This is a genomic window from Pyrinomonas sp. (assembly GCF_040289685.1).
Taxonomy (GTDB): domain Bacteria; phylum Acidobacteriota; class Blastocatellia; order Pyrinomonadales; family Pyrinomonadaceae; genus Pyrinomonas.
This window is the reverse complement of sequence record NZ_PSLQ01000014.1, coordinates 19,408-35,494: the sequence shown is the minus strand read 5'-3', so window position 1 is coordinate 35,494 and position 16,087 is coordinate 19,408. Positions and strand designations below refer to the sequence as shown.

The window sequence follows — 16,087 nt, the reverse complement described above, 5'->3', positions numbered from 1 at the left end:
CTTTGCGAGATCGGCTGCGTCGCTACGGACCTCGTTTGCTGGACGCGAATCTCCCTTGTCGTAGATCGAGCGCGTAGCTAAAATGACCTCGTTAAAGCGGACGTCGCTTGCTCAAAGAGGGTCAGTTAAGTCGAATGGGTCTTCTGCTTTTGCGGCGCTTCGTTTGATGTTCGACGAGATTTGAGATTCAGGGGGGTCGCTGAAAGCCCTATGAGTGCAGATGAAAAGAACAGATTGCTTGGCATTGGGTACATAGTTCTCGGAGCCGTTCAAGTCGCGGGCAGTTTAATCTTGGCGATGTATTTCGCGTTCTTCTTCGGCTTGATCAGCAGACTTCCCGGTTCTTCAGACGACTTCTTCACGCCAATGTTCCCTTTCTTCGTCTTTGTGGTCGCGCTCGTGTTCTATGGTCTATTGACGGGAGGCGGATCGATATTTACCGGCGTCGGGCTGCTGAAAAAGAGGAGATGGGCACGTCCTTTGGCGTTTGTCATGGGCGCGCTTTACGCCTTGCATGTCCCATTGGGCACGGCTCTGGCTATTTTCACGTTCTGGTTTTTGTTGGGCGAGTCGGGAAAGGCGCTCTACGAAGAGCGTCGGGAAGAGAGTGGTTCTCAAGCTCCTCGTTTGAACGAGCCACCTTCTAGGGTATGGCGTGAAGAGGAACAAAAACGTGAGCGCGAAAGGGTTGAACCGCCCGATTGGCGGATCTGATCTTGAAAGCAGTTGCCGCGTTCTTGTTCTAATTCTTTCGTTGAACCGCCCCGATTGGCGAGGCTGAACAAGACGGTCCGTTATTCGCAACGCGATGAAGAGAAGAGCCGCTTCGGTTAGCCCGGAATCGTCAGCCTCTCCCGCCTCTGTCTAGATAGTGCTTAGAACTCTGCCGTTCCTTACAACCGCTCCGGCTGGTCCGGCGACAGCTTCGCCCGCGTTTGTCTAGGCGGTGCTCTGACCTCTGCCGCCCCAGCAAGCTCGCCGCCGTCGCCCTTCCGCTGTGATCAGCGTCTCTTTTAATCACCGGCTTGGTGGAGCGTAACCGAACGATTTGGGCATCGAACGGGAGATTCAACTGCTTATTTTGGCAAGGATTCTATCGTACCAAGCGGTTGCCGAGCGGGTAGATACTGAGCCGCTAGCGTTCACGCTTTTCGGCTTCGTTGCGTTCGGCCTCTTTCTGCGCGACGATGGCATCGAAGCGTGCGCGTTGCTCCGGCGTGAGCACGGCGCGAATACGCGCGTCAGCGTTCTGGCGTATAGCGTCGTAGCGCGGGCGGACTTCGGCGCGCAGCCGGCGGAATTCGTCGCGCGTTTGATCGAGTATTTGGCGAATTTGCGTGGCCTGTTCTTCGGTCAAGTTTAAGTCGCGGCGAAGTTGTTCGAAGAAAGCCTCCCTTTTGTCTCCTGGACCGCTTCGGTTGTAGGGCTGGCGGTCGGTTCCGTGTGCGCGGAGCTGATAGAGTGTGCTGAGCGCGGCGCCCGTGACGCAGCCGAGAACGAAGATGCCGAGCATGGCGGCGACGATCTTCAATTTGGTTCGATCTCTTGGGGTCATCGGTTGTTTCCGGGACGGTCTTCGCGCGTCAGGATCGTCGTTAAAAGTTCATCGTTGGAGAGCGCGCGGCGTTCGGAAAAGAGCCACCTTTCCGCCGCGCTCTGGTTGATGCCGAGCAATAGATCGTCGTTAAAAGCGGCGCCGGACACTCCGCCGTTGCCGAACCAAAGCAGCATCAGAGCCAGAATGGTCGCCAGCGCCATGAGGGGAACCGTGCGGCGAAAGAGCGCGAGAAAGAGCAGGCCGCTTTCATCTTTAGCCCTTTGTCGCTCGGCGATGCGCGCTCGCACGCGCGTGAAAAGGTAGGGCGCATCCGCCACGCGCTCGGCGTCCGCTTCGCCCGCTCTGGCCGCGGCGCGCACGAGCGCTCGCCCCACTTTGTCGAGAACATCTTCCTGATTGGCGCGGTTTCGGTTGAACATCTGCTGCCTTCGCTTTCGATCGAAGCGGACGAACCCCCCGGGGGTGAAAACGGTCGTTCGCTTGAACCGGTTACAAAATCTTCCCGATCTTTTGCCGTTTGTTTGGCTGGAAAACGTTGGTTCAATCGCCTCCGCAACGTGTGTTCCGCTCGTGGCGAACGCTCACAGCAAGCGTCGCAGCGCGCGCCTGAGCGCAAGGCGTGCACGGTGAGCGCGCACTTTCACTTTGGACGGCGACCATCGCGTGATCGCGGCGATTTCAGCGACCGACATCTCCTCGACCTCAAGCATGACGAGGAGCAGGCGGTCTTCTGGATTGAGACGCGAAAGCAGCTTTTCAGCGAGATCGCGCGCGATGGCGCTGGCCTCCACATCGTGTTCCGGCCCAGCGACGAAGGCCTTTTCGCGCAACCACTCGGCTTCTTCGTCCGACGGTTCGCCCGTCGCATTTTCCGGGCGGCGCGCCGCACGGCGCAACTCATCATAGCACGCATTGAAGGCGATGCGCGCAATCCACGCGGCGAAGGATTGCTCCTGCGCGTTGACGAAATCTTTCAGGGCGAAGTAGGCTTTGGTGAAGCTTTCTTGTACGATCTCCTCGATCTGTTCGCGGCGGCGGAAGAAGCGTCCAGCGATCAATGCTACGCGGCGGCGGTGACGATTGAAAAGCTCCTCGAACGCCGCTTCGTCTCCAGCGCAGGCGCGTGCCGCCAGCGTTGCATCGGAACAGAGGGCGGATGGCGCAGCGTTGGTCTCAACTGTGCTCGTACTTTTCGCCTCGTCCATCGTTCAGCTCAAGCGGCTCGGCGCGCTGTTGAATCTTGCTCCACGCGTCGCGATTTGCGCAAGCCCCGCTTCGTGTCATATGTTCCACTTGGGCGTGACAGAAGCGTGAAAAGGCGTGCACCATACTTTGCGCCGCGCGGCGATTCGCCTCTTTCGGAACAACTTCGATTCGCCTCTTTCGGAACAACTTACAGCGGGAGAAAGTTGTAACCCGAAGGACGGTGTGGACGTCTTTAAGCGCAGGCGGACGCGAGGGATCATGTCGTTGTTTGCAAAGGTCAAATCGAGCGCTTTGATCATCCCTTTCATCCTCGCCATCGGGAGCGTGGCTTGCAACCGATCGGCAGCGCGCGAAGAAAACGGCGCTGTTGCAAGCGGGGCTGAACTGCCGCCGGTCGCCGTCACGACCACGACCGCCGTGGCGCGCGAAGTCTCAAGTTTCATTCAAGCTACGGGGAGTTTAGTTGCAGAAGAGACCTCCGACGTTGCGCCACAGATCTCCGGTCAGGTCGTCGCCACACTGGTCAACGTCGGCGCCTTTGTTCGTCAAGGAGCGGTCATCGCGCGTCTGGATGATCGGGACGCGCGCCTGCGCGTCGAGCAGGCGCGCGCCAATTTGCGTCAAACTGAAGCGGCAGTGCGCCAAGCTGAAGCGCGACTTGGATTGCGCGGTGGCGGCGGTTTCAACGCCGAGACGATCCCCGAGGTCCGCGCCGCGCGCGCCAACTACGAGCAGGCGCTTGCCGAACTACAGCTTGCCGAAGCCAACGAAAAGCGTTACCGTGAACTGGTCGAGACGGGCGATGTCGCGCGCAACATCTATGATCAATATCGCACGCAACGCGACACGGCGCGCGCGCGCGCCAACAGCGCCCGCGAGCAATTGGAAGCGGCGATCAACGCGGCGCGTCAGAACAACGAAGCGATCCGCACGGCGGAAGCGGCTGTCGAAGGCGCGCGCGCGCAACTCGCCATCGCGCAAAAAGCTTTGTCCGACACGGTAATTCGCGCCCCTTACTCCGGTTACATCAGCAATCGCCCGGTGGCCGTTGGCGAATATGTCACGCCGGCATCGGTGATCGTCACGCTGCTGCGGACCAATCCGATCAAGTTGCAAGCGCAGGTCCCGGAGGCCGAAGCCCCTTTCATCCGACCGGGGATGAGCGTCTCCGTGGAGGTGGAGGCCTTTCCGCAGCGCCGTTTCGCTGGTCGCGTCGTAGCTGTCAATCCGGCGATCGATCCGGCATCGCGCTCGGCGATCGTCGAAGCCGAGATCGAGAACGGCGATAATGCGCTTCGTTCCGGAATGTTCGCCAAGGTGCGCATCTTGCGCGGCCAAGGGCAACGGGTAGTGCTCGTGCCACGCGCCGCCGTGCTTCGCGATCAAAGCACGCAGTCATACCGCGTCTTCGTCGTTCAAGGCGGCGTGGCGCGTCTGCGCGTCGTGCAGCTTGGCGAAGAGGAGGGCGACATGGTCCAGATCATTTCCGGCGTCAACGATGGTGAAGTGGTCGCGACGAGCAACCTGCCGCAACTTTACGAGGGAGCCAAAATCCGTCCGGTGTCGTAACGAGCGCGCTGGGGCGAGCCACGGAGTGCGAGGTCTTTTATGCAGAAGCTAGCGGAAATTTGCGTCCGACGACCGGTCTTCGCCACCGTTATCATCCTCATTCTGACGGTGATCGGAGGGTTCTCGTTCTTTCGACTCGGCGTCGACCGTTTCCCGAAGATCGACTTGCCGACGGTCACCATTTCGACCAGCAATCCGGGCGCTGCTCCCCAGGAGATCGAGACCGAAATCACGGACGTCATCGAAGGCGCGGTCAATACCGTACCGGGCATCGAAGAGATGCGTTCGAGTTCGTCGCAAGGACGCTCGAACGTCACGATCACCTTCAACCTCGAAAAAGACCCGGACGTGGCAGCGCAAGAAGTGCGCGATAAAGTGAGCACGATACTCAACCGGTTGCCGGAGACGGCCGATCCACCCATCGTGCAAAAATCCGATCCCGATTCGGCGCCCATCATTCAGTACGCCGTCAGCGCGCCACGTCCCATCGTCGAATTGACCGACATCGTCGATAAACAAGTACGCGAGCGACTTGAATCGGTTGATGGCGTCGGCGAAGTTTTCATCTACGGCGCGCGGCCAAGGCAGATCAAAATCTACCTCGATCCGGAGAAGATGCGCGCCTACAGCCTTTCGGTGACCGATGTCGCCAATGCTTTGCGGACACAGAATCTCGAACTGCCCGGCGGAAGCCTTGACGAAGGCGCGCGTCGCGTGAACTTGCGGACGATGAGCCGCGTCGAGCGGGTCGGTGACTTCAACGACATCGTTATCACCACCAAGAACCGATATCCGGTGCGCATTCGCGACATCGGGCGCGTCGAGGATGGAGGCGCCGACCCGACTTCAGCCGCTTCGTTGAACGGCGTGCCGTCCGTCTCGGTCGCTGTGCGCAAGCAATCAGGTGCCAACACGATGGCCGTCATTCGCGCCGTCAAGCAGCGCATGGAAGAGATCCGACCGCTGCTACCGTCTGATTTCAAGGTGGCAGTGACGCGCGATCAATCCGAGTTCATCGAAAACTCCCTGCATGCCATCGAAGAGCACCTGATCGTCGGCGGTCTGCTCGCCGCCTTGGTCGTCTTCATCTTCTTGTGGAACTTCCGCTCAACGCTGATCGCTGCGTTCGCCATCCCAGCCTCGATCATCTCGGCATTTGCCTTCATCGCTGCGCTTGGGTATTCGCTCAACCAAATGACGATGCTCGCCTTGACTTTGATGGTCGGCATCGTGATCGATGACGCCATCGTCGTTCTGGAGAACATCTACCGCTTCATCGAAGAGAAGGGGATGGCGCCGTTTCAAGCGGCGATCGAGGCGACGCGCGAGATCGGACTGGCGGTGATGGCGACGACGCTTTCGCTGCTGGCCGTCTTCGTCCCGGTCGGATTCATGCGCGGCATCGTCGGGCGCTTCATGTCGTCGTTCGGTTTGACTTCGGCTGCTGCCATCGCAGTGAGCTTGCTCGTCTCTTTCACCTTGACGCCGATGTTGGCTGCGCGCTGGCTGAGGAGAGAAGAGGCGTCCGCGGCCAGCAACGAACCTCCGGTCTTCACTGATGCGACCGCGCATGCTTCATCGCGCGATTCGCGCTTCTATCGTCTGATCGATCGCACTTACACGCGCATGCTTGAGTGGTCCATGGCGCACCGGCTCGTCGTCGTTCTGCTCTGCGCGTTGACGGTCGCGTCGATCTGGCCGCTCTACCGGGCCGTCGGCATGAACTTCTTGCCCGACGAAGACGAATCCACTTACCAGGTCTTCCTGCGCATGCCGCAGGGGACGAGCCTTGCGGCGACGCAGTCGGTGCTTGATCGCATCGCGCGTGACATACGCGAGCAGATCCCCGGCGTGGAGAACACGCTCGCCATCGCCGGTTTCGGCCGCGGCAGCGGTCCAAACGGCGGTTTCGTGCTGGTCCGGCTGGTGCCGGTCGAAAAGCGCCAGTACTCGCAAACGGAGCTCATTCAAAAAACGCGCGCGTTGTTGCGCAAATACCCGAAAGAGTACGAAATCGGCGTTTCCGGCTCATCCTCGATCGGCGCGAGCATCGGCACGGGGCGTGCTTCTTCGCTCGCGTTCTACGTCGCCGGGCCAGAGATCGAAAAGCTTGATGAGTACTCACAAAGACTGTTGGAAAAGGTCAAGCAAGACCCAAATATCCGCGATGCTTCGCGTTCGCTTGAGCCGGGCAGCCCCGAAGTGCGCATCATCGTCGAGCGAAAGCGCGCGGCTGATCTCGGCGTGCGGGCGGGCGACATCGCCCAAGCGCTTAACATCCTCGCTGCCGGTCAGCGCGTAACCACATACAGCGAGGGGTCGTATCAGTATGATGTGGTGTTGCAGGCGGATGAACCCTTCCGGCGGAGTCGCGAAAGCCTCCGACGGTTCACGGTCGCCTCGGCCATGGGCGCGCCCGTCGAACTGGAAAAGGTTGTGCGCCTTGAGGAAGGGACCAGTCCAGCCTCCATCGATCGCATCAACCGTCAGCGACAGGTAACGATCTCGGCCAGCGTCGCGCCCAACGGTTCAGAAGGGGCCGCGCTCGAAGCGATTCAACGCTATGCGCAGGAGCTGAACATGGAGCCGGGCTACCGCATCGGCGTGACGGGGCAATCCAGGGAGCTGCAAAATGCCGTCAACGCCTTTGCGCTGGCCTTTCTGCTTTCGATCATCTTCATGTATTTGGTCTTAGCGGCGCAGTTCGAATCCTTCATCCATCCGGTAACGATCCTGCTGACGTTGCCGCTCGCCGTGCCGTTTGCGCTTCTTTCGACGCTGCTCGCCGGACAGCGTCTGAACATCTTTTCGGCGCTCGGCATCCTGCTGCTTTTCGGCATCGTCAAGAAGAACGCCATCCTGCAGATAGACCACACGAATGAGTTGCGCGCGCAGGGCATGGACCGGTACGAAGCGATCATTCAGGCTAATCGCGACCGTTTGCGTCCGATCCTGATGACGACCATCGCGCTCGTTGCCGGCATGATCCCGCTGACGATTTCAAGCGGTCCGGGATCGGGGACCAACCGTTCTATCGGCGTGTTGGTGGTGGGCGGCCAATCGCTCTGCTTGTTGTTGACGCTTCTGGCCGTGCCGGTCTTCTACTCGCTCTTCGATGACCTCGGGCACAGTCGCATCTTGGGCCGCGTTGGCGCGCGTGTGCGCGGGGCGTTCGCTTGGGCGCGGCGTCGCGCGGCGACTGCCACGGGCTTGTTGTTCGCTTTGATCTTCAGGCACTAAGGTCGGAAAGCGCGATCGCTTCAATCAGTCTGCGATCGCAGCAGGAAATCGAAAAGTCATGGTCGGACGTTTTCGGCAATCCACATTGTCTCTTCTGCTCACGGCCGCGCTCGTCTCGGCGTCGTTTGCGCGCCAGCAGGGCGCGCCGCCGGGAACCGCAGTTGCGCCGCCTTCATCCGGCACAGCACCTTCAGCCAACAATCCGACGGGGCAACAACCGTCGTCGCTTGCGGCTCCATCAGCCAACACGCCCGCTGGGCAAGCGCCGGTCGGTTTGTCCAACGCCGCGCCGTCGCTGCCGAGCACGCAGCTTCAGCGGAGCGTACAGCCTGCACCGCAAGGACCGACGCCTTCCACCGCTCCGACGCCGCAGACGCCGCAAGGCGCACCATCGGGTGGAAGTGGCACGCCGCCGAGCGGTGCGCCGCAGGAGTTGCGCCCGCCGGGGCGCGAGAGCGTGCCGGCTCCAGCGCCCGAACAACTGCCGTCGGTGCCGGAGATCGCGCCCGGCTATCGCGCGCCGTTGCGCCCATTGCCTGAATGGGGGCGCGTCGGAGTCGATGTTTCCAAACAACGCCCGATCTCGTTGCGCGAAGCGATCGCGTTGGCGCTAGCTAACAACAAGGATATTGAAGTCGCACGGCAGAACGTGCGCCTTGCCGAATTCGATCTGGAAGCGGCGCGCGGAGCTTATGATCCGCGCATCGGTTCGACCTCGTACTACGAACGGGTTGAAACGCCAGTCGCTAGCTTCTTGAGCGGCGGAGCCAACGGCGCAGTGACGCAGACCGATTTCACCGGCACGCTCCGTTTCGAAGGGCTGACGCCGAAATTGGGCGGCGGCTATCGCATCGATTTTTCCAGCATCAGGTTGACGACCGATAATCAGTTCGTCGCGCTCAATCCGCAGTATCCGACCGCGTTGACCTTCAACTACACGCAGCCCGTTTGGCGCGGATTGCGGTTCGATCAATACCGACGCCAAATCGAGATCGCCAAAAAGAACCTCTCTCTGACCGACGCGCAGTTTCGACAGCGAGCGATCGAGACGATCACCGCCGTGCAGCGCGCCTACTGGGATTTGGTCTTCGCTCTACGCAACTTACAGATTCAACGCGATGCCGTGCGCGATGCGCGCCAGCAGCTCGAACACAACAAACGTCTGGTAGCTGAAGGTTTGCTTGCCCCTATCGACGTCGTAGCCGCGGAAGCGCAGGTCTCCGGTTTCGAGCAGAGCGTTTACACGGCGCTCGATGATGTCAACCGTGCGGAGAACGCGCTCAAACTTCTGATTGCCGAAGATAGCCTGTCGCCGATCTGGAGCGTCGCGCTCGTGCCCACCGATGCGGTCGATCTCGATCCGCCGCGCATCGGACTGGAAGAGGCGATTCGCACCGCTTTGAACGAGCGCCCCGAATTGAAGCAATCCGATGTGGCACAAGAGATCAATGAGGTGGACCGACGCTTCTATCGCGAGCAGACCAAACCCCAAGTCGATCTGATCGCAAGCTACGGCGTCACCGGACTGGCGGGCGATCTGTCGCCGACCGCTAGTTTCAATCCGTTCACGGCGGCGTCGGCGCAACTGCGCGAGCGCGTCAACCTGTTGTCGCGGTTGAACGGATTGCCGCCGCTGCCGCAGCCTCCGGCACAAACCTTTCCGCCGCTGCTCATCGGCGGCTACGGACAGTCGTTGACGAATCTCGCCGCCAACAGGTTTAACAATTTCCGTGTCGGCGTCACCATCAATTTGCCATTGCGCAACAGAACTGCAGAGGCGCAACTCGGGCGCGCGTTGGTCGAGGGCGAGCGATTGCGCACGCAGCGCAAACAGCTCGAAGAGGTGATCGCCGTTGACGTACGCAACGCGCTGCAAGCGGTGCGCACGGCGGAGTCGCGTTTGCGCGCGGCGGCGACGGCGCGCGCCGCTTCCGAGCAGCAGTACGAAAGCGAACGGCGTAAGTTCGACGCCGGACAATCGACCATTTTCTTCGTGCTCGAACGGCAAACCGCGCTCGCTACAGCGCGCGGCAACGAACTGCGCGCGCAAGTTGAATTGAACAAAGCCATTGCCGAGCTGCAACGTGCTACCGGCAACGCGCTCGCCGTCAATCGCATCAGCGTCCGCAAAACGACCGGCGTCATCGAACTATCGCTCGACGATGCCGGTTCAGGGAGCAATCAAGTAGGATCAGCGCTCCATTCGGCAGCGAGGTGAGGAACAGGCGCCCCGTGACTTTTTGGCGAACGGCCGTACAACTGGCCCTTTTCGCGCGACCGGACTGGCTATTTTGCCAAAAGGTTTTGAATCTTCGGATGATCTTCGTGGATGGAGATGGAATCCGCGCCTTTGCGAACCAGTTTTCTCGCCGCAAAGCTTTGCATCATCAAGACGCTTTTCGACGGGCGTTTTAGGGTAGCGCCTTGTTGCATGCGTCTGCTAGAATCGCCGAAACGGAGCGAGGCTGAGGGAGAGGGAAATGGATCGCGCGAAAAGGCTGCTGCAAGTTCTGACACTGCTCTGTTGTTGCGCGCTCGCTCCGCGCGCGCAACAACGTCCGCTCCTGACCGAAGATGTGGACATCATCCCGCCGGGCAGCGCGCGCATCGAGGTCGGCATAGATTTCGTGCAGGACGCCAAATTCCCGCTTTCGGGCCTACGCGGCGACCTGACACGGGTAGGCGTGGTCGGCATCAACGTCGGGCTTGCGCCCAACGTCGAATTTCAAATCGCCGGCGTTGCACAGAACTTCCTGAGCATCAACTCGATGGGACCAGCGGCCATTCCGCTCAGCTTTCCGCCCGGAACTCTTTCCACCAACGATGTCGGTGATTTCACGCTTTCGACCAAGATCAAGCTACGGAGTGAGACGCGCCGGGCACCGGCGGTCGGATTTCGCTTCGGCGTCCAACTGCCGAATTCGAATCAGGGGCGCGGCATCGGGACCAATCAAACCAACGCTTATGGCGCGCTTCTGTTCGGCAAGAGGTTTGGGCGCGACGGTCGCTTGAACGCTTTCGGCAACCTCGGGTTGGGCATTTTGAGCGCGCCGCTTCAACCGTTCACGCAAAACGATGTGTTGCTTTACGGAGCAGCCGGCATCTACAGGCTCAACAGTCGGATCAACCTCGCGGGCGAAGTGAACGGGCGCGCCAACGTGCGTCGCGGGCGCGCGCCGCTCGGCACCGAATCGCAAGGCGAGGCGCGGTTGGGCGTGCAGGTGCAGGCTGCCGGTTTGCGCTTCGATTTTGCCGGCATCAAGGGATTAACCGACCTCAGTCCGCGTTCCGGCATCACCTTCGGCGTCACATACGATACGCCAACCGTTTTCACGCCCGCACGTTGATGGGTTGATGCCGCACTCAGATGGCGCTCGGTTTCGAAGCCGTGGTCGCTTCACACGCCGTGCTTTTTTGTGCAAGACTCGAAAGCGATGTTCGATTGGTTACGTGCAACGGCCCATTGGCTGCAGCAGTTCATCATCAGCGTGCCGGTCTACATCGCCGGACCGGCGATGGTCGTCATCGGCGCGCTCGATTCTTCGTTGTTGTCGCTGCCCGAAATCAACGACTATTTAGTCGTCATGCGTTGCTACAGCGAGCCGCGCGAAGTCTTCTATTTCCCGCTTTTCGCGGCGCTCGGCTCGGTCATCGGTTGCACGCTGCTTTACACGCTCATGCGGCGCGGAGGGCAGGCGGTGCTGCGCGCGCGCTTTCGACCGGAGCATATCGAGCGCGTCGAACGAGCTTATGCCCGTTTCGGGCTTTTCGCGTTAGCGATCCCAGCCCTGCTGCCGCCGCCCATGCCGTTCAAAATCTTCGTCGCCACGGCTGGCGCGCTCGAATATCCGCGCTGGCGCTTCATGGCGACGATCATGATTGCACGCAGCTTGCGCTACTACGTCGAGGGAACATTGGCCGTCTTCTACGGCGCGCGCGTTCTGCTCTTTCTCAAAGACAACGGCTTGATGATCGTCAGCATCGTGGCTGCGCTCGTGTTAATTGGGTTGATCGTTTACCTGCTGCTGAAAAGACGTGCGCCCAAAGCCGCCAAGGAGATCGAGACTGGCGAGAGCGCGGCGCCATAGCTCGGAATGGCTTCTCGCAATTCGCTCTAACTTCAATCCAATACGATGATGCTACTTCCTGCTTTTTTCACCGGTCGTTTCGCGCAGCTAGCGCACTATTTGACGACTTTCGGCGTGTTTGGCGTGTTCGCCATCGCGTTGCTCGATTCAGCTCTCGTCCCGTTGCCCGGTGGTCCTGATGCGGCGTTGATGCTGTTGGCCGCGACGCATCCGGCATGGTCTTGGGTCTACGTCTTAGCGGCGGCCGCTGGATCGGTGATCGGCTGCGTGGCGCTCTACCGGATTGCGCATCGCGCTGGGCGTCGCGCGTTGGATCGTTTTTCGACGCAGAAACGCGCGCGCGTTGAGCGTTGGATTGCGCGCTATGACGTTTTAGCTGTGCTCGTCGCTTCGATCTTGCCGCCGCCTTTTCCGTTCAAGCTCTTCGTCGTTTCCGCTGGCGTCTTTCGGTTGAACCTCGTTCGATTCGCGCTGGCGATCGGTGCCGGACGCGCGTTTCGCTTTTCGCTCGAAGCGTTTCTTGCCGCGCGTTATGGCGATCGCGCGAGCGCCATAGTCGCCCAGCATTACCCGGCGATCGGATTGGTCGTCGCCGTCGCTTTAGTCGCGTTCTTCGTCGCCAAGAGATGCTTGTGGCGAACGCGCCCATCGTTGGGTTGAGACAGCACGCACACCGCACGCCGACCAGATGAGTTCGCGCGAAATCGGTTCGTTGCTCCCATCGGCGCTTTCGAAGTGCGGTCTTGGTTGACCGACGAAGAAGCAGCGGACGATGTTGAGGCTGCCGATGCGGGCGTGACGGGATCTAGCCGACCGACGAAAAGGCTTCGCTGCTGCTGTGCCGCACGCGCGCCAGCAGTTGAAGGAAGATCTGCGCTGTGGCGAGGGCATCGCCAGCGGCGCGATGGTGTTGATCGAGGCGCACGTCAAAGTAGCGCGCGAGCGAGCTGAGGCGATAGCTCGATAGACCGGGCAAGATTCTTCTTGCCAAGCGGACGGTGCAGATGCTTTCGTTGGCCAATCTGTATCCGGGGAAGAGGCGATCTATTTCATTGTTCAGGAAGCGCAAATCGAAGGCGGCGTTGTGTGCGACGAGCGTCGAGCAGCGAATGAACTCCAACCAATCATGCAAGATGTCGGCAAAGCGTGGGGCGCGCTCGACCATCGCATCGGTGATGCCGGTCAGTGTCACGATGAACGGTGGGATGGGCGTTTCCGGATTCACCAATCGATGAAACTCGGCGACGATTGAGCTGCCTTTGATTCGATAGGCTCCGATCTCCGTGATGCGGCAATGTGGAGTGCGCGCGCCCGTGGTCTCGACATCAACGACGACGAAATCATCCGCTTCGAGCAGGGCATCGACGGGAGCAAGCGCGATCAGTTCCACCTCGCCTTCGCCCGTGATGCGCAAACGCGGATCGTCGGCGATCAAATCTTGCACCAAAGCTGTGGCCGATTTTGCGTCCAGACAGCGAATCTGCAAGACTTGATCGGTCACCACCAGAGCCGGAACGCGCCCGCCAAAGCGCCGCGCAAGTTCCACCGTCTCTTGCGCAAGCTCCGAGGTCGGCACGAGATTGGGGTAGGGTGGCATGGCGAGCGCATTGTAACATGAACCGAAATCAGCGTGACAACTATTGCGTTGGCTTCTGGACCAATGATCGGACAAGGTTGCGCGAAGCAGACGCGGCAAGCCCAAAACGTTGAGAAGGCATGATGGAGCGAAGTTGACTATGCGTCAGGAAGAGGTGATCGAACGGTTCCGCCACACGGGCGCGTGGCTTGAAGGCCATTTCCTCCTCTCCAGCGGGTTGCACAGCACAAACTATTTGCAATGCGCGTTGCTGTTGCAGCATCCGCGCGAGGCCGAAGCCTTTGGTCAAGCCATCGCGCGCGCCTTTCAGGTGGAGCGGATTGAAACGGTGGCAGCCCCCGCGCTCGGCGGCATCATCATCGGTTATGAAGTGGCACGCGCGCTCGGGGCGCGTTTCATCTGGACAGAGCGCGAAGAGGGGCGGATGTGCTTGCGACGTGGATTCGCGCTGCGTCCCGGCGAGAGCATCCTGGTCGTCGAAGATGTGGTGACCACAGGCGGCTCGACGCGCGAAACAATTGATGTCTTGCGCCAAGCGGGCGGACGTGTTGTCGCCGCCGCCGCTATCGTGGATCGTTCGGGCGGGCGCGCCGATGTCGGCGTGCCGCGCCACGCTTTGGCTAAGTTGGAAGTGCCCGTGTATGCACCGGGCAACTGTCCAGCCTGTGCGCGCGGCGAGCTGTTGATCAAACCGGGAAGCCGGACGAGCAAAGGAGAGGGCTCGTTGGAATGATCCGTTGCGCGGGACGCGCCAGAAAACGCTGGCGAAGCTATGGCGGTTGCGACGCTTGTAGATTCTGAGTCGCACGTGGCGTGCCGGAAGATGAGCGCTGCCGCTCTTTGATCGGATGATATGAACTACCGCGTGACGCTGCAGTATGACGGGACGGACTTTCACGGCTGGCAAATACAGGAGGGCCAGCGCACCGTTCAGGGTGAGTTGACGCGCGTCCTCACGCTGCTCGAAGGCGCGCCGGTAGTGGTACATGGTGCTGGGCGCACCGATGCCGGCGTACATGCCGAAGCGCAGGTGGCCAGCTTCCGCTTGATGAAGCGCGTGATCGCGCCCGCCAAGCTGCGCAGCGCGCTCAACGGCAATCTCGCGTGGGACGTGCGTGCCATCGCCGTCGAAGAGGCGCCAGAAGATTTTCACGCGCGCTTCTCGGCGCGCGGCAAAACTTACGTCTATCGCATCTTCAACGAACCTTTCATCTCACCTTTTTGGCAGCGGTATGCGCTTCACGAAGCGCGTCCGTTGGACCTTGAACGTCTGCGTCGTGCGCGTCTCGCGTTGCTCGGCGAACACGATTGGACCGCTTTCTCTGCCGCGGAGAGCGAAGCGCGTTCGCGTGTGCGCACCGTCACCGCCGTGAACGTTGCCGAAAAGTGGTGTGCGCGAGGGCGCGGTCGGTTGATCGAGATCGAAATCACGGCGGAGGGCTTTCTGCGCTACATGGCGCGCTCGATCGTCGGAACGCTGCTCGAGATCGCGCGCGGGGAACGCGCGGTCGAATCGATCGCGCTTGCGCTACAGACCGGCAATCGTGGTCTGGCGGGCGCCACCGCTCCGGCACACGGGTTGACGCTCGCATGCGTCCACTATTGAAGGCGCATTGCGTTCAACCGATAGACGCGGTCCGGCTGCCAGCCGCGCTGAGCTCGAAGGTTTTGAGCGTTGCGCCTCCTTGTGGCAGGGGCGAAAAGGTTCGGTGGGGTCGCTAAGAGGCCAGAGTCTCTTTTCGGGTTCCGTCCTTTAGAGGGCGTTTGTCGCGCGTTGGTCGAGCATGAGAAGCGTGACACAAGCTCGATGGCACGTGCGAGTTGCGCCTTTGCCGCGCGTGCCGTTAAGATGCGGAAACGCAAGCGCTGAGCGCTTTGGATCGCGAGACGTGAAAGCGCCGACGCCGAGTGATTGCAACGGCGGGTCGCGTTGCCGATGCGAAAGAACTTTGACCAAGTGGTGGAACCCGGATCGCGCGATGCGCAATTGCTGAACACCATCGCGTGGGATCGGCTGCCGCATCACATCGCCATCATCATGGACGGCAATGGGCGTTGGGCGGCGCAGCGCGGTTTGCCGCGCATCGCCGGGCACCGCGCCGGCGTGGAAGCGGTGCGCGCGGCGGTTGATACGTGCGCGCGTTTGGGCGTCGAGGCCTTGACGCTCTACGCTTTCTCAACCGAAAACTGGAAACGACCGCGTGCTGAAGTCGATGCGTTGATGCGCATGCTCAAACGCTACTTGCGTTTGGAGCTGGATGAAATCCACCGACAAGGCATCCGCTTTCAAGCCATCGGGCGCGTCGGCGAACTCGAACCGAGCGTGCGACGCGAACTCGACCGCGCCACGGAGAAGACGGCGGCCAACGACGGGATGGTGTTGAGCGTTGCGCTCAACTACGGCGGACGCGCCGAGATCGTCGATGCTTGTCGCGCCGCCATCGCGCGAGCGTTGAGAGAAGGGGGCGATCCTGCGGGGATCACCGAAGACGACATCGAACAAGGGCTTTACACGCGCGGTCTTCCGGAACTGGACCTGTTGATCCGCACGAGCGGCGAGATGCGCATCTCGAACTTCCTCCTCTGGCAGCTCGCCTACAGCGAAATCTACGTCACGCCTACGCTGTGGCCCGATTTCCGGCGCGTCCATTTGCTTGAAGCCGTGCTCGACTACCAGCGGCGCGATCGCCGGTTTGGCGGAGTCAAAAACGACGCGCGGCAGACCGCCTATGCCGAAGCGGGTGATTGACCCAACGCGCGCCTTTATGCGTTCGGCGAACCGTTCGCCTTTTCGATGCGCTGTCCATCGGCCCGCTTTGCGGCTAGCTT

14 protein-coding genes are annotated in these 16,087 nt (G+C 60.8%); 10 read left to right on the top strand and 4 right to left on the bottom strand.

What is annotated here, in order from left to right:
• Window positions 1-210: 210 nt before the first annotated feature.
• Window positions 211-714 carry a hypothetical protein gene (locus C4334_RS05180; RefSeq protein ID WP_352431018.1) on the top strand — a complete coding sequence of 168 codons (504 nt, stop codon included), beginning with the start codon at window positions 211-213 and terminating at the stop codon, window positions 712-714.
• 421 nt (window positions 715-1,135) lie between these two features.
• Here the strand turns inward: C4334_RS05180 and C4334_RS05175 are convergent, their stop codons facing one another.
• The 3 genes from C4334_RS05175 to C4334_RS05165 form a co-directional block, all read right to left on the bottom strand.
• Window positions 1,136-1,555 carry a Spy/CpxP family protein refolding chaperone gene (locus tag C4334_RS05175; protein ID WP_352431017.1) on the bottom strand — a complete coding sequence of 140 codons (420 nt, stop codon included), beginning with the start codon at window positions 1,553-1,555 and terminating at the stop codon, window positions 1,136-1,138.
• Entirely contained in the window at window positions 1,552-1,977 is a 426-nt protein-coding gene (locus C4334_RS05170) for a hypothetical protein (protein ID WP_352431016.1), read from the bottom strand. Before C4334_RS05170 ends, C4334_RS05175 begins: the two co-directional genes overlap by 4 nt.
• A gap of 162 nt (window positions 1,978-2,139) precedes the next feature.
• Window positions 2,140-2,763, bottom strand: a complete 624-nt coding sequence (locus tag C4334_RS05165) for an RNA polymerase sigma factor (RefSeq protein ID WP_352431015.1) — start codon at window positions 2,761-2,763, stop codon at window positions 2,140-2,142.
• A gap of 259 nt (window positions 2,764-3,022) precedes the next feature.
• On the opposite strand from C4334_RS05165, the gene C4334_RS05160 reads away from it, so the two are divergent.
• The 6 genes from C4334_RS05160 to C4334_RS05135 all read left to right on the top strand — a co-directional run bounded on the left by C4334_RS05160 (window position 3,023) and on the right by C4334_RS05135 (window position 12,321).
• Complete coding sequence (locus C4334_RS05160) at window positions 3,023-4,333, top strand: efflux RND transporter periplasmic adaptor subunit (protein WP_352431014.1); 1,311 nt, start codon at window positions 3,023-3,025, stop codon at window positions 4,331-4,333.
• Window positions 4,334-4,372: 39 nt separating this feature from the next.
• On the top strand, window positions 4,373-7,573 hold the full coding sequence (locus tag C4334_RS05155) for an efflux RND transporter permease subunit (protein WP_352431013.1): 3,201 nt from the start codon (window positions 4,373-4,375) through the stop codon (window positions 7,571-7,573).
• A 58-nt stretch (window positions 7,574-7,631) separates the two neighbouring features.
• Window positions 7,632-9,791 (top strand): TolC family protein, encoded by a 2,160-nt coding sequence (locus tag C4334_RS05150; RefSeq protein WP_352431012.1) that lies wholly within the window; start codon window positions 7,632-7,634, stop codon window positions 9,789-9,791.
• 262 nt (window positions 9,792-10,053) lie between these two features.
• The gene (locus C4334_RS05145) at window positions 10,054-10,920 is read left to right on the top strand and encodes a hypothetical protein (protein WP_352431011.1); all 867 of its coding nucleotides are present in this window, start codon (window positions 10,054-10,056) and stop codon (window positions 10,918-10,920) included.
• An 87-nt stretch (window positions 10,921-11,007) separates the two neighbouring features.
• Window positions 11,008-11,661, top strand: a complete 654-nt coding sequence (locus C4334_RS05140) for a YqaA family protein (RefSeq protein ID WP_352431010.1) — start codon at window positions 11,008-11,010, stop codon at window positions 11,659-11,661.
• Between the two features lie 45 nt (window positions 11,662-11,706).
• Window positions 11,707-12,321 (top strand): YqaA family protein, encoded by a 615-nt coding sequence (locus C4334_RS05135; protein WP_352431009.1) that lies wholly within the window; start codon window positions 11,707-11,709, stop codon window positions 12,319-12,321.
• 145 nt (window positions 12,322-12,466) lie between these two features.
• On the opposite strand, the gene C4334_RS05130 is transcribed toward C4334_RS05135, so the two are convergent.
• Entirely contained in the window at window positions 12,467-13,258 is a 792-nt protein-coding gene (locus C4334_RS05130) for a 3'-5' exonuclease (protein ID WP_352431008.1), read from the bottom strand.
• Between the two features lie 139 nt (window positions 13,259-13,397).
• On the opposite strand from C4334_RS05130, the gene pyrE reads away from it, so the two are divergent.
• From pyrE to uppS, 3 genes are all read left to right on the top strand, one after another.
• On the top strand, window positions 13,398-13,991 hold the full coding sequence (gene pyrE, locus C4334_RS05125) for an orotate phosphoribosyltransferase (RefSeq protein ID WP_352431037.1): 594 nt from the start codon (window positions 13,398-13,400) through the stop codon (window positions 13,989-13,991).
• Between the two features lie 120 nt (window positions 13,992-14,111).
• On the top strand, window positions 14,112-14,864 hold the full coding sequence (truA, locus tag C4334_RS05120; protein ID WP_352431007.1) for a tRNA pseudouridine(38-40) synthase TruA: 753 nt from the start codon (window positions 14,112-14,114) through the stop codon (window positions 14,862-14,864).
• Between the two features lie 330 nt (window positions 14,865-15,194).
• Window positions 15,195-16,007 (top strand): undecaprenyl pyrophosphate synthase, encoded by an 813-nt coding sequence (gene uppS / locus C4334_RS05115; RefSeq protein WP_352431006.1) that lies wholly within the window; start codon window positions 15,195-15,197, stop codon window positions 16,005-16,007.
• Window positions 16,008-16,087: the final 80 nt, after the last annotated feature.

What these genes read in the sequence shown, in the direction of transcription:
- C4334_RS05180 (WP_352431018.1), top strand. Translation starts at nt 211, where the DNA reads ATGAGTGCAGATGAAAAGAACAGATTGCTTGGCATTGGGTACATAGTT.
- C4334_RS05175 (WP_352431017.1), bottom strand. Translation starts at nt 1,555, where the DNA reads ATGACCCCAAGAGATCGAACCAAATTGAAGATCGTCGCCGCCATGCTC.
- C4334_RS05170 (WP_352431016.1), bottom strand. Translation starts at nt 1,977, where the DNA reads ATGTTCAACCGAAACCGCGCCAATCAGGAAGATGTTCTCGACAAAGTG.
- C4334_RS05165 (WP_352431015.1), bottom strand. Translation starts at nt 2,763, where the DNA reads ATGGACGAGGCGAAAAGTACGAGCACAGTTGAGACCAACGCTGCGCCA.
- C4334_RS05160 (WP_352431014.1), top strand. Translation starts at nt 3,023, where the DNA reads ATGTCGTTGTTTGCAAAGGTCAAATCGAGCGCTTTGATCATCCCTTTC.
- C4334_RS05155 (WP_352431013.1), top strand. Translation starts at nt 4,373, where the DNA reads ATGCAGAAGCTAGCGGAAATTTGCGTCCGACGACCGGTCTTCGCCACC.
- C4334_RS05150 (WP_352431012.1), top strand. Translation starts at nt 7,632, where the DNA reads ATGGTCGGACGTTTTCGGCAATCCACATTGTCTCTTCTGCTCACGGCC.
- C4334_RS05145 (WP_352431011.1), top strand. Translation starts at nt 10,054, where the DNA reads ATGGATCGCGCGAAAAGGCTGCTGCAAGTTCTGACACTGCTCTGTTGT.
- C4334_RS05140 (WP_352431010.1), top strand. Translation starts at nt 11,008, where the DNA reads ATGTTCGATTGGTTACGTGCAACGGCCCATTGGCTGCAGCAGTTCATC.
- C4334_RS05135 (WP_352431009.1), top strand. Translation starts at nt 11,707, where the DNA reads ATGATGCTACTTCCTGCTTTTTTCACCGGTCGTTTCGCGCAGCTAGCG.
- C4334_RS05130 (WP_352431008.1), bottom strand. Translation starts at nt 13,258, where the DNA reads ATGCCACCCTACCCCAATCTCGTGCCGACCTCGGAGCTTGCGCAAGAG.
- pyrE (WP_352431037.1), top strand. Translation starts at nt 13,398, where the DNA reads ATGCGTCAGGAAGAGGTGATCGAACGGTTCCGCCACACGGGCGCGTGG.
- truA (WP_352431007.1), top strand. Translation starts at nt 14,112, where the DNA reads ATGAACTACCGCGTGACGCTGCAGTATGACGGGACGGACTTTCACGGC.
- uppS (WP_352431006.1), top strand. Translation starts at nt 15,195, where the DNA reads ATGCGAAAGAACTTTGACCAAGTGGTGGAACCCGGATCGCGCGATGCG.